Annotated in this window: 10 protein-coding genes; 1 reads left to right on the top strand and 9 read right to left on the bottom strand. The window is 35.6% G+C overall.

The features are described from left to right. Positions 1-4: 4 nt before the first annotated feature. The 9 genes from LB941_RS11080 to LB941_RS11120 form a co-directional block, all read right to left on the bottom strand. Entirely contained in the window at positions 5-793 is a 789-nt protein-coding gene (locus LB941_RS11080) for a carbon-nitrogen family hydrolase (protein ID WP_253362036.1), read from the bottom strand. Positions 794-1,260: 467 nt separating this feature from the next. Then, the gene (locus LB941_RS11085) at positions 1,261-2,508 is read right to left on the bottom strand and encodes a glutamate-5-semialdehyde dehydrogenase (RefSeq protein WP_253362037.1); all 1,248 of its coding nucleotides are present in this window, start codon (positions 2,506-2,508) and stop codon (positions 1,261-1,263) included. 12 nt (positions 2,509-2,520) lie between these two features. Next, a complete protein-coding gene (proB, locus tag LB941_RS11090) occupies positions 2,521-3,327 on the bottom strand; it encodes a glutamate 5-kinase (RefSeq protein ID WP_253362038.1) in 807 nt (268 codons plus the stop codon). A gap of 146 nt (positions 3,328-3,473) precedes the next feature. Then, entirely contained in the window at positions 3,474-4,082 is a 609-nt protein-coding gene (locus LB941_RS11095) for a hypothetical protein (protein ID WP_253362039.1), read from the bottom strand. A gap of 13 nt (positions 4,083-4,095) precedes the next feature. Continuing rightward, positions 4,096-5,235, bottom strand: a complete 1,140-nt coding sequence (locus tag LB941_RS11100; protein ID WP_253362040.1) for a trans-sulfuration enzyme family protein — start codon at positions 5,233-5,235, stop codon at positions 4,096-4,098. Positions 5,236-5,251: 16 nt separating this feature from the next. After that, positions 5,252-6,430, bottom strand: a complete 1,179-nt coding sequence (locus tag LB941_RS11105) for a trans-sulfuration enzyme family protein (RefSeq protein WP_253362041.1) — start codon at positions 6,428-6,430, stop codon at positions 5,252-5,254. A 347-nt stretch (positions 6,431-6,777) separates the two neighbouring features. Further along, positions 6,778-7,971 carry an aminotransferase-like domain-containing protein gene (locus tag LB941_RS11110; protein WP_253362042.1) on the bottom strand — a complete coding sequence of 398 codons (1,194 nt, stop codon included), beginning with the start codon at positions 7,969-7,971 and terminating at the stop codon, positions 6,778-6,780. Between the two features lie 247 nt (positions 7,972-8,218). Further along, positions 8,219-9,715, bottom strand: coding sequence for a glycerol kinase GlpK (gene glpK, locus LB941_RS11115; protein WP_253362043.1), 1,497 nt, complete (start codon positions 9,713-9,715; stop codon positions 8,219-8,221). A gap of 59 nt (positions 9,716-9,774) precedes the next feature. Next, positions 9,775-11,886, bottom strand: coding sequence for a putative ornithine decarboxylase (locus tag LB941_RS11120; RefSeq protein WP_253362044.1), 2,112 nt, complete (start codon positions 11,884-11,886; stop codon positions 9,775-9,777). A 235-nt stretch (positions 11,887-12,121) separates the two neighbouring features. Between LB941_RS11120 and LB941_RS11125 the strand changes: the two genes are divergently transcribed. After that, complete coding sequence (locus tag LB941_RS11125) at positions 12,122-13,585, top strand: APC family permease (protein WP_253362045.1); 1,464 nt, start codon at positions 12,122-12,124, stop codon at positions 13,583-13,585. The last annotated feature ends 642 nt before the right edge of the window (positions 13,586-14,227 follow it).

Consider the following 14,227-nt stretch of genomic DNA (forward strand, 5'->3'; position numbering starts at 1 on the left):
CCTTTTACCTATATAATTCAGGTCGTCTGTCGTTAAATACCGGAATTACTCCACGAACTTTTGCAACCTGTTCTAAATCTAAATCGGCATACACAATCTCCTCAGCTTCACTTTTGGCCTGAACAACTATGTTGCCTAATGGATCAATTACCATACTATGGCCATTAAAAGAGTCCCGTCGTTCATCGCCTACCCGATTAACCGCAACAACATATGCTTGATTTTCAATTGCACGTGCTTGAAGCAAAATCTCCCATTGCTTTATTCTAGGTACAGGCCATTGTGCACTGACAAACAGAATCTGTGAGCCTTGTGCCATCAGCGTTCGTAGCCATTCAGGAAACCGGATGTCATAGCAAATTACAGCACTTGCGGGTATCTCATCTAAGTTAAAGTTACTTCTTTGTGTTCCAGAACTAATAAAACGATCTTCTTGCATCAATCCAAAAAGATGGACTTTATCATAATCATTGATAATTTGACCATTTCTTGAAAAAACATAATTTGTATTATAAAATTTACCCGCTTTATTGGTAGCCACTGAACCCGCAACAATATTAACATCATTTTTCTGGGCGAATTCTTGTAAAATACGTTTTGTTTCAGTTCCATCAACATCTGCTTTTTGTGACAACTGTTTTAACGCATAACCAATATTCCACATTTCTGGTAATACTAAAACATCTGGCTTTTTCTCAATAGCAAGAGCTTGTCGCATCATTTCTAAAGCATGCGCATAGTTAACCTCTGTATCGCCACGTTTTATATCTATCTGTATCAATGCTACTTTCAAACGAACACCTCATCTCAAATAACTTTTGCTTACTTCCAATGATAAAAAAATAGTGCACGCTAAAATTAAAATCAGCGTCCACTGTTATATACTGTACGATGTCTATCACCCTTACATCGTTAAGCTATTCGCAAAAATATCTGCATCAATGCTTTCTTATGACTGTTTGTAATGATTAATTTCAATTCATCCAAGATATGGCTATCTTAAACTACTTTAAATCATCTTCCCCCAAACCAACTCGGCTGTGCTTACAACCTAACTTGCCATCGAATAACTTTAATGCACTCATTAAGAATTTTATGATACTCATTTCACCAAAAACTGTAATCTTCCTGAATATTTTTACTATAGCATTAACATATCAAAATATATTTTAAATAGCGTAAATGGTGTTTAAACAGACGTGAACGGTAAATTTCTCAATAATCTTTTCTTACTTAAATTTGGGTTTTTGTCCCACTCTCTTATTTACGTACCTGACCATTGCCTCGAATCACATACTTAGTTGTTGTTAATTCTTCTAATCCCATTGGCCCACGAGCGTGTAATTTTTGTGTTGAAATACCGATTTCAGCTCCAAAACCAAATTCAAAGCCATCCGTAAAACGGGTTGAAGCATTAACATAAACAGCCGCCGCGTCAATCTGATCTAAAAATAACTGACTGTTTGTATAATCATTAGTAATAATAGCTTCTGAATGTTTTGTATTATGTGCATTAATATGCTTAATTGCATCTTGAAGCGAATCAACAACCTTAATGGCTAAAATATAATCATTATACTCTGTATCCCAATCTTCTGGACTTGCAAGAGTACATTTCGTTTTCAAAATATCACAGGCCTGTCTATCACCACGCAACTCAACGTTATATTTAGCAAGTTGTTGTGCCACTTGTGGCAAAAATTCTCTTGCGATACTTTTATGCACTATTAACTTTTCTGCAGCATTACAAACCGAGGGTCTTTGCACTTTTGCATTAACCATAATATCAGTTGCCATTTGTAAATCTGCCGTCTCATCTACATAAATATGGCAATTTCCGGCTCCGGTTTCGATTACTGGTACTTTAGCATTTTGAACAACTGCTTTTATCAATCTAGCCGAACCTCGTGGAATTAAGACATCCATATAATCAGTTAGTTGCATAAACTCATTAGCTAACTCATGTGAAGTCTCAGTTAAAATTTGAACTGCATCTGGATTCAAATTATGCTTTACCAAGGCTGCTCGTAAGATCTCAACCAGTTTGATGTTGGTTTGTAAGGCCTCTTTACCCCCACGAAGCAAAATTGCATTTCCTGTTTTAAAACATAATCCCGTTGCATCTACAGTTACATTAGGACGTGCCTCATAGATTATACCGACAACACCAATTGGAACGCGTCTCTTAGCAATCCTTAATCCTGCATTATTCACCCATGCTTTATCAACATTGCCAATTGGATCAGGTAGGTTAATTACTTCGCGCAGTCCGGTTGCCATCGCATAGATGCGCTCTTTATCCAAGGTTAAGCGATCAGAAAAACTCGCTGTCAATCCATGTGCATTAGCCAAATCTGCTTGATTAACAGCAATTATTTCTTGACTGCGCTGTTCAAGTTCTGTTGCCATCGTACTTAATACTGCATTTTTTTGCAATGTATCTAATTGTGCCAATTGATAACTAGCTTGTTGTGCTTTTTGACCCATATCTTGTAAATCAACAGTCATTTTGCAGCCTCCTTAATCTTCCCGCGAAAAAAGTGTTCCAATTTTTTCACCAGCTAAAATACGAAAAATAATCGAAGGATTACTCCCATTGGCTAAAACCATCTGTTTGCCATTCTTCATCATTCTTTTTGCCGCTTTAAGTTTGGTTAACATACCGCCTGTTCCAAACTTACTTCCTTTGCCACCAGCTTGTTCATACGTATCTTTACTTACTTTATTAACTTCAGCTAATAATGTTGCATCTTGGTACTTACGCGGATTCTTATCATAAAAGCCATCAATATCTGATAGCATAATCAATAAATCTGCATCTACTATAGAAGCAACAATTGCTGATAATTGATCATTATCGCCAAACTTTGTTTTATGGTCTAATTCATCAACTGCAACTGTATCATTTTCATTTACAACTGGTATAATACCCCAATCTAATAACTTATCAAACGCATTTAACACATTAGCGCGACTCTCTGGGTAATCTAGAACATCATGCGTTAATAGCATTTGACTAATTTTCTGACTATAAGTAGCAAAACGTTGTTGATAGATTGTCATTAGTGTACTTTGCCCAATCGCAGCTAATGCTTGTTGCGCTGGAATATCTGTGGGTCGTTCTGTTAAATTTAATTGTCCCATACCAACACCAATAGCACCTGAGGAAACAAGTACGATTTGTTTTCCATCATTGACTAAACCACTAAGTGTATAGCTCAATTGGTCAATCGCTTTTAAATTTATCTTTCCATTCGGATATATTAATGTACTTGTTCCTACCTTAACAACAATTCGCTTTGCATCAAGCTGGCGTCTTTCTGCCATTTTAATTCCTCCAATTACCAATCCCGTTTAATAATACGGGTCTTAGTAATTTTACTACAAATTAGCTCAAAGATAAATTGCTTTTCTCAGCCTAATCTAATAAAACAGCAAATCTTTTTCAATAACTTTTCACTATTTTTATTATTTTAATTAAATACTTTTTTTGCTTCTTTTTTTAATAACTCTTGCGCATAATTTTGCAACAAAAATAGTGTATTACTAAAGTTCAACCAGTCTTTTTCATTTAGATCAGCTATTTTTTTTACCTGTAATGTCGTCTCACAAAGATATGCAAATCCTCGTTCGTTTCGCTTTAATAATTCATTTGCAATTAAAAAAGCCTGTTGTAAACAATTTTGCCACTCTTCTTTGGTCGCTCTTTGTAATAAAACTCTATCTACGAAGATTGTATCCTGATCTGCACACTTAGTTAGCGCCGTAACACAATCAATAGGTGATAGAGCAATATACCATATTGCATAACTTGCATCTTTAGCTAAGGTAAATGCCGTTTTAAAAACTTCGCTTTTGCCTAGAACGATTAAAACATCGGTATTAGCTAATTGTGAACGTAATCTTGCAAACGAACTAACACTCGTATTTTCAACTACTAACGTTGGTTGTTGCTGTATTTGCGCTGCTTGTAATAAATCTAACCCCTCATAATCAGTTAAAACAGTAGCTCGAGTATATTTTGTTCGTCTTACCAGCTCGTCTAACTGGGTTAAAATGTTAGCTTCATTTTGATAACGCATTAGCTATTCCTCCTTACGCAAAAGCTTGTTTCAAATCAGCAATTAAATCTGTCGCATTCTCCAATCCAACTGATAATCGCAATAAATTTTCGGTAATCCCTAACCGTAGTCTTTCTGCTTCAGGCATATCCGGATGTGTTTGTAAATAAGGAATCGTCAGCAAGCTCTCAACTCCACCCAAACTTTCTGCAAATGAGATAATTTGTAGTCGCTTAAATAATGGTGCTACTTTTTCATGCTCTTTCACATAAAAACTAATCATGCCGCCTTTACCAGGATATAAAACTTTTTCTACTGCAGGTTCATCTTCCAGATACTGGGCTACCTTTTGTGCATTTTCAGTATGTGCTCTCATTCTAATGGGCAAGGTCTTTAAACTACGCAATAATAGCCATGAATCAAATGGATCTAGATTGGCTCCAGTTGTTTTAAAATTAAAGCTCAATTCTTCCCCAACCTCGTCATCTTTAGCAACCACTACCCCACCTAATAGATCGTTATGGCCCGATAAATACTTAGTTGCACTATGTACAACGATATCAGCTCCCAAGACTAACGGTTTTTGATATATAGGTGTATAAAAGGTATTATCTACAGCAATTAAAATATCCGGTCTCTTTTCATGAATTGTTTGAGCAATTTGTGCAATATCAACTTCTTTCATCGTTGGATTTGAAGGTGTTTCAATCCAGATACATCGTGTTTGTGGTTGGACTAACGCTTCTAGTTGCGCAATTTCTTGCCCATTCCATTTTGAAAAAGTTAATCCATATTGTTTTTCTAGATAGTCAAAATAACGAAAAGTGCCTCCATATAAATCATCTAATGAAATGATGTGATCTCCACTCTTAAACAAACTAAAAACTAATTGGATAGCCGCCATACCCGAAGTTAGTGCAAAAGCATGCTTTCCTTCTTCCAATTTTGCTAGTGTTGTTTCTAAAACACGGCGCGTCGGTGTTGCTAACCGCGAATAGGCATATTGTGTTTTCTCATCAAATGTCTCAATTTCTTCCAAATCACGATGACGAAAATTTGACGACAAATAAATTGGTGTTGAGACTGAATTGCGTGAATCACCATCATTATGATTTCCCGCCTGCGCTAATAATGTTTCTATGGCTACTTTTTTTCTATTTTTCTGACTACACATACTTAAACTTCACTCCCTAGGCAATTGCCTTTGTTGATTTTACAGATTTTACTGTTGCTTTTTGTAATGCCTGTTTTATGTCAGCTAACAAATCACTAATGTCTTCAATTCCAACAGATAGTCTTATTAACTGTGGTGTAATTCCCACTTTTTGTTGTTCTTCTTGTGATAACTCTGCGTGTGTCATCTTACAGGGTAGTTCAATCAAACTTTCTACTGCACCTAAACTCACTGCCAATTGAATCAATTTTAGGTTATTAACAAAAACTTCTGGATCAACATTTTCTGCAACTTCAAAAGTCACTAGTCCGCCAAAACCATTGCACTCATTCACTGCAATTTCATGATCCTTTGTTCCAGCAATTCCTGGATAATATATTTTCTTTATTGCCACAGATGTCTGCAAAAAATCAACTACTTTAGCTGCATTAGCTAAATGCCGATCCATTCTAACCCCTAAAGTTTGTAATCCACGCCGCACCAAGTTAGCATTTTCAGGTGATAGCACACTACCGATTGCGTTTTGATTAAAATAGACTTTCTGGGCTAGTTCTTTACTATTAACAACTACTAAACCGGCAACAACATCCGAATGGCCACTAATATATTTGGTTGCTGAATGAATAACAATATCTGCGCCTAAAGCTAATGGCTTTTGTAGATAAGGCGTTAAAAACGTATTGTCCACAATTGTTAATAAATTATTTTCTTTGGCTACTCTAGCTATTTGTTTGACTGAACTAACTTGTAAAAGCGGATTGGTAAATGGTTCAAAATAAATTGCTTTAGTATTAACTTTAATCGCCTTTTTTATTTCAGCGATGTTTCTTGTATCTACTGGTGTAACCTCTAAATTCCATTTAGCAAAAAACTCATTAATCAGACGAAATGTTCCTCCGTAGATTTGTTTACCAATAATAATATGATCGCCAGCTTTAAAGGTTGCTAATACTGCATGAATTGCTGCAACTCCTGATGAAAAAGCAAACCCTGCAACACCACCTTCTAATAGCGCAATCTGCTCTTCTAAAAAACGACGGGTTGGATTGCCCGAGCGTGAATAGTCATACTCCACATTAGCCTGAGCAGATGGATATGCGTATGTTGTTGAAGTATATACCGGGACATTAACAGCCCCTGTAACATTATCATTTTGTTTTTTTCCATGAACTAAATCAGTTAAAAATCGTGTCATAATTAAATTCCTCCTTGTATACAAAAAAGTCCCTGCGTATTTTATAAATACACAGGGACGATTATTCGTGGTACCACCCATTAACATTTCTATCATTACTGATACAAACCTCATCAGACGCAAACACGTCCTGGATTGTATCGTATCCTCACGGGATTACAGCTTGCACTGCGCTCCATGACTCCAAGTTCATCTTCAATACACTTTTAATTATGTCTTCACACCTACCGACACTCTCTGCTTAACTTACTGATGTATCTACTCTTCTCTTCAACGTCTTTTATTAAAAAACATTTAATTTAGTGTTAGTTTATCGTTAACTTTTGATTATGTCAAGCTTTTTTTATCTATGCTACTACAGCAATTTTTTTAATTGCTTCCTCAATTGTACAGCATAGTTGCTTACATCCTTGCATAATCAAAGTAGGACTAACACCTGAAAAATTAAGACGCATATGATTTTTCTCGTGTGAAACAACAAACAACGCCCCACTTGATATAAAAGTCACCCCGGCATTTGATTGTAATAAGACATTACTATCTATATTTTCTGGTAAAGTAACCCAGATAAAGAAACCACCTTCTGGATTCGAAACACTACAACCACTTGGTAAATTAGCTTGTAATGCTTTTATCATTACATTCTTTCGTTGACTATAAAATTTATTCATATCTTGAATGTGTTCAAATAAATCATTACTTTCAAGATATTCATCAATCATCTCACTAACAATATTTGAAGGTTGGCAATCTTGCGTTAAACGAACATTTGACAGAGCTTTGATTAAATTTTTATCTCCAATCATCCAACCTGTTCGTAATGCCGGTGATAAAATTTTAGAAAAGCTCCCTAATGTAACAACATTGCCCTCTGTATCAAATGATTTAATCGTTGGTAAGCTTTCGCCACTAAAACGCAATTCCCGATAAGGATCATCTTCAACTACAAGAACTCCATATTTTTGCGCTAAATTAACTAGTTGCTTACGCTTAGCTAAAGACATACAATAACCTGTTGGATTCTGAAAATTTGGAATTGTATAGATTAATTTCACATCATGTTGCATCAGCGTCTCTTCTAAAACATCCATGTCCATTCCATCTTCACGAACAGGCACTTCATAAAAAGCCGGTGCTTTCGCTTCGAAAGCTTCCAATGCGCCAATATATGATGGAGCCTCAACAACAATTCCATCGCCCACATCAAGAAAATATTCTGCTAATAAATTAATACCCTGTTGGGCGCCTTGTGTTAACATAATATTTTCAACAGCACAGTTGATTTTTAAACAATTATTAGCATAGTTCACTATCTTCTTACGCAATGGCGTATAACCCAAAACTTCACCATACTGATAAAAGCTGGCCTCAACCTTTGTACTTCTAACTTTAAAAGCTCTATCCAATTCTTTTTTAGGGAAAAGCTCATTTGCAGGATACCCCGCCGCAAAAGAAATCACTTCGTTTTGTCCAGATAACGCAAATAAATTGTCCAATTCCGATGATGATTTTCCAAAACGCTCTGATTTCTTAGGTAACATAGATATTTCCTCCTTATAAACTTCCGTAATAAAAAATGTCAGCTTCTAATCGCTTAATGACATCTTACCGTACAATTTTAGTTAAGTAAAATTCAACTTTTTCATTTTAAAATGAAATTTATTCAATTGTGATTTAAATAATGCTACAACCTAAGCATAGCTAATTGGTTTCCAACATTTAGATTATGCCACCAGTATACAAAAAAGACAGGTTAACTTAACTCAACCTGTCTTTTAGCTAATTATTTTACTCCGTGAAAACACGCGTGGCTTTAACTGCTTTTTGCCAGCCACGATAAAGCTGTTCACGTCTTGTTTCTTCCATATGTGGTTCAAATCTGTTGCCTAACGCTGAAATCTGTTTTAGCTCTGAAACGTCTTTCCAAAAACCTACTGCTAAGCCAGCTAAAAAAGCTGCCCCTAACGCTGTTGTTTCCAAATTTGCGGTCCGTTCAATTGGTGTTGCCAAAATATCTGCTTGAAATTGTAACAGATAATCATTATTAGCCGCTCCACCATCAACTCGCAAAATAGGAATATCAATCTGCGTGTCTTCTTTCATAGTATCAACTACATCGCGTGTCTGATATGCCAATGATTGTAGGGTTGCTTTAATAAAATCATCATCTGTCGTTCCACGAGTCAAGCCAAAAACTGCTCCGCGAGCCTTGCTGTCCCAATATGGCGCACCTAGTCCTGTAAAGGCTGGTACTACATAAACCTCATCTTCACTTTTAGAACGTAAAGCTGCATCTTTTGATTCCGGTGCTGTTTCTATCATATTCATTTTGTCGCGCAACCACTGCAAAGCCGAGCCAGAAACAAAGATTGACCCTTCCAATGCATAATTAATTTTGCCATTAATAGCATAGCCTATCGTTGTTAGCAGATTATTCGCAGAAATAACAGGCTTTTCACCTGTATTCATCACGATAAATGAACCTGTACCATACGTATTTTTTACCATTCCCGCTTCAAATGCAAGTTGTCCAAATAAAGCAGCTTGCTGATCACCAACCATTCCGGCAATCGGGACTTTACTGCCATAGAAGCTATACTCAACTGTTTCACCATAAATTTCAGAATTCGATTTAACTTCAGGTAACATCTTTCGTGGAATATTTAAGATATCCAAAATATCCTGATCCCAAACTAAGTCATTTATATTAAACAACATTGTTCGACTAGCATTTGAATAATCAGTTACATGCACCTTACCACCAGTCAATTTCCATACTAACCATGTATCAATTGTGCCAAATAATAACTGACCTGCTTCAGCTTTTTTTTGTGCTCCAGGAACATGGTCTAATAACCAACGAATTTTAGTTGCTGAAAAATATGCATCCACGATTAAACCCGTTTTTTGATGGATTAATTCTGCATAATCAGCTTTAACCAATTTATCTGCAATTTCACTTGTTTGTCGTGACTGCCAAACAATCGCATTATGAATTGGTAACCCCGTTTTTTTATCCCATACAACAGTCGTTTCACGCTGATTTGCTATTCCAATTCCCTTAATCTGGTCAGGTTGAATCCCCGAATCACTAAAAACAGTAGCTATGGTTGATAAAACTGCATTCCAAATTTCGTTAGCATCATGTTCTACCCATCCTGGTTCCGGGAAATATTGCGGGAATTCTCTTTGTGCATCGGCAATCTTTTTCCCTGATTGATCAAAAATAATCGCTCGCGTACTTGTTGTTCCTTCATCGATTGCCATCATGTATTCTTCATTCATAAAAATACTCCTTAATATCAAAAATACGCTTTCTACCTTTAATATTGTACAACTTTACCTTAGTCCAACACAAATGCTTGTCCACGAAAACTGCCATCTGCTTGTCTATCAAGATAAACACCTTGTATTTCCGGATCAAATCCCGGAAATTTTTCCATAGCGCCTAACAACACTTTGAAATAATCGATATCAACTTGCTGCCAACATTCCCCTGGAGCAACAATAAAAACGCCTGGTGGATATGGGAGTGCGCCTTCAAGTGCCGTTTTCCCAAGGATTTCACTTAAATCAACTAAGTGTCCTTCATTGCGCATGAATTGTCTATCAGCTTGTGCTGGCGTTAGTCGATAATCTTCCATATTAGGTTTTAAAAATAATTTTTGTTGCAAGTGATAAGTATTGTGTTCACGGTAATATTCATGCATTTCTTGACAAAGCTGACGCAAAGTATAGCCTGCATAGCGTTTAGCAAATTTTTGAGCTAAGCAGGGCATAACATCTTTTAAAGGAGCATCATTTTTATAATATTCTTCAAAATCTAAAAATGCATCTAGTAAAGTTTGCAGATCATATTTCATTTCTCCTGGAGTTAACAAAAATAATGTAGAATACAAATCGGCCTTACCCGCTATAATTCTTCGTTCAGTCAAATAGGCTCCAATTATAGGACTAGGAATGCCATTTGGGGTGTATTGGCCTGTACTCACATCAACTCCTGGAGATAGAATCGTTAGTTTTAACGGACTTAAAATAGCCTCGTTTTCAGCTGAATGACGATATCCGTGCCAAGATTGCTTAGGCTCTAGTTTCCAAAAATTCCTATCATGGGCTAATTTATTTGTTTCAATCTCTTCCCACTTAACACCTTTAACAGTTCGTGGTACAAATGGCTTAAACAAAGTACATTGCTGCAACATTTTCTTTCTAAATTCGATACCTAATCGCAGCGTTTGTTCCCACCAGCTCTTATTTGCTGATGAATCTGCCATATATGCATTAACTGCTAATGACGCGTAAATTGGATAGGAATAACTCGTCGTAACATATTTCAAATATGCATTATTAAAGTGCTTATGATCAACATATCGTTTCTGACCCTTTAAATGAGCATCCTTTTTTAAGATTTGTGAAGTTTGAGCTAATCCTGCTTGTTGCTTATGAATTGACTGCGTTACTAATATTCCAGGATCTTCAGGACCGTACTGATATTGCAAGGGTGATAAAGCTGACATTAGTTCAACAAACTGCTCATAGCCCCCCCAAGCACAGTCAAACAAAACATAATCACATAGCTTGCCTATTTTGTCTAACAACCACTTAGCATTATAAAAAGTACCATCATAAGTCTCTAATTGTAGCACGGCTAACCTAAAAGGGCGTTTTGCTTGCGCTCTTTTGGGATCAATTTTAGCAATTTTTCCCCGTAATTTTGCTTCACTAAAATCAGCTGCATTCACTGGCCCAATCAAGCCTAGTGCATTTCGATCTGTCTGTACATAAACCGGTTTTGCTCCCGTCATCACTAATGCACTATTATATAAAGATTTATGATTATTACGATCAAACAACACTAAATCATCTTCGGTTAAAAGCGCATTTGCACAAATTGTATTGGCACTTGTTGTCCCATTTGTACAAAAATAGACTTTATCTGCATTGAATGCTTGCGCAGCTTTCTTTTCAGCTACCAAAGGTGTCCCGCCATGCGTCAGTGTATCTCCTAATTCTGGCACTGTATCACTAACATCTGCAAATAACAAATTATCCCCCAAAAAGCGTTTAAAAACCATTCCCGCTGGATGACGCGTATAAAATTTACCATTGTGATGTCCAGGTGTTGTAAAACTTGTTGGTTTTTCATCTGCAAAGTTAATTAAATCTGTTAAAAATTGGGGTACCATTTTTTCTTGATACTTTTCAGCCACATTAATAATCTGTTCTTTTACTTCTTTGTCTGCCGATTTCGCTGCAACTTCAACTATCGGAATTGCTAATCCTGACTCGTCTTTTATAAACTCTGCTCGTTTTTTGGCAATTTCATCATTATTAGCAATAACAATTGCTGCTAACTGAGCCCCTTCAATATCTTGATAAAGATCTACCATCTGCCAAGGCTCTGACACCAAGTGTTGTGTGCTTTTAGTTGTTGCAATGTCCAAATACTTTTTCATCAAGTTATCCTCTCTCATTCATCAAAGAATCGCTTCTATTGTAGCATTTTTTTAGTCATTCTTAAGTACTAAATCTTTTTTTGGTAGTAATTTACCGTAAAGTACTCTAAAATAAAAAATGCAGCATTTAATATTTTTGTTAGAGGAGGCCATAAACGTGTACTTGAATAAGCATCCCGGTAAGCATAGTTTGTTATTAATCAAATTATGTTAACTTACGAAGGGATTTATAAAATTGAATAATTTAAATGTTAATTCACTAGAACCAAAAACTAAATTTACACCATGGTTTGTTATTGCTCTACTAGATTTTGTTACTATCATTAGTTTTGAAAATATCTTCTATCCGTTTCAAAACCAAGGCCTCTCCGTTGTTGTTTCTTGGATTTTTATGTTTTTTGCATATGTTATTCCATATGAATTAATCACTAGTCAACTAGGTCTTACTTTTAGCAATCAAGCAGGTGGCTTGGCTTCCTGGATTCGCCGCGGAACTAAAAGTGACTTACTAGGTTATGTAACATCATGGATGTATTGGGTCCAAACAATTCCATATTTAGTTGATGTTTCCAATTCAGTCATCGTATCTATTAGTTGGATAATCCTTGGTAACTCGTCTCTAGGAAAACACATGTCGACTTCTGTTTTTGGTTTACTGACTTTTGCTATTATTTTATGCTTTATTTTATTAGAAAATGTCTTTAAAAATGCACTAGAGGTTTTATCTTTAATTGGTGGCGGTGCGATGTTCATCATGTCAATGCTATTTGTCTTAATGACAGGCTATGCTCTAACACATGGTACCCACATTGCTACACAACCTTTTAACTTAGCTGCGTTTAAGCCAAGTTTTAGTTTGCATTACTTCTCAACCACTGGTTTATTAATCTTTGCAATGTCAGGAGCTGAATTAGCCGCACCTTATATTGCACGTTTACGCAATCCTAAAATTGAATTTCCTAAAGCCATGTGGGCCTTAGCGATTATGACTGGATGTTTAACTATTTTCGGAACTTTAGCGCTAGCTGTCTTCTTCAATGCCAATCATATTCCACATGATTTTAAAATGAATGGTCCATACTACGCTTTTAAATTACTGGGTGAACAATTAGGTTGGGGCAAAATTTTAATGTACATTTTCGCAGTTGTTCAAGCATTCTTTATGCTAGCTCAATTAGCTGTCTTAATTGATGCTGCTAGTCGCGTTTTTGCCGGTGATGTTCATGAAAAATATATGCCAAGTTGGCTGTTAAAGAAAAATAAAAATGGACGTCCTATTCATAGCTACACATTAACCGCAGGGATTAGTCTCGTTTTACTATTGCTTAGTGGTACTTTGCCAAATATTAATTCCATTTATAATTGGTTGTTAAATCTAAATGGGATTGTTTCACCATATAAAACTTGTTGGGTCTTTGTTGCTTTTATCGCAATCAGATGGCAGCAAAAAGATTTTCACTCTGACTACATCTTTATTAAAAACCGCAAGTTTGCCTTAGGTGTCGGGTTTTGGTGTTTTCTTTTCACCTTTGTTTGTGCCACAATGGGCTTTATTCCACAAGATTCACAACTTGGTTCACATCAATTCGATCATGAGTTACTTATGAATTTCTTCTTTGTTTTCTTACTATTTGGAATGGGCTTCATTATGCCAATATTACGCAAATGGGAATTAAAAAGAAAAGGTTTAGCCAACTAAAATACAATAAAAAAGTTAGCCATTTAAATAAGTCTGGTTCTTTAACAAGAGTTACTACTAAATTAAATGTTTAATTTTTATAAAAATTAGTATAGTTCATCTAGCTGTTTATTCTTAATTAGAGTAAGCAGCTTTTTGTAGCTAATTTTTATAATTCAAACTTAGCAAGCTGTTTTTAACTGCTAATAAAATTCTAAGCCGAAAGTTATCTAAGTTTCTAAAACCAGCAGCAATTTTTAATAACCTTTATTATTCATTTCTTCAACCAGTTGCAAACTTAAATATAATTACCAATTTGGACCAATTACGAGAATACAAAAAACTATGCTTACAGAAAAATAAAAAAAGGACTCGAACATGGCTTGAAACAGTTATTCTCCGAAGTCCTTACTCATCCTTATCAAGACTTGTAACAATAATTAACTAGCTCAACATAATAAATTCAATTAAAGCAATAGCCATATGGAGTGAACTAAAAATTAGTGGTTGAATTCAAAAGCGGCTTAAAGACTTTGCTAATCAAAATTCAGAAATTAAGCAATCCACTCCAGAATTAAAACCAAATATGTTAGTGTAAAGTATTTGTGGGTAGAAATAAAAAAAGACAAAAAAGAGAAATAACTCTCTGTTACAATTGTAATT

It is taken from the genome of Ligilactobacillus ubinensis (assembly GCF_024160875.1).
In the GTDB taxonomy this organism is placed as follows: domain Bacteria; phylum Bacillota; class Bacilli; order Lactobacillales; family Lactobacillaceae; genus Ligilactobacillus; species Ligilactobacillus ubinensis.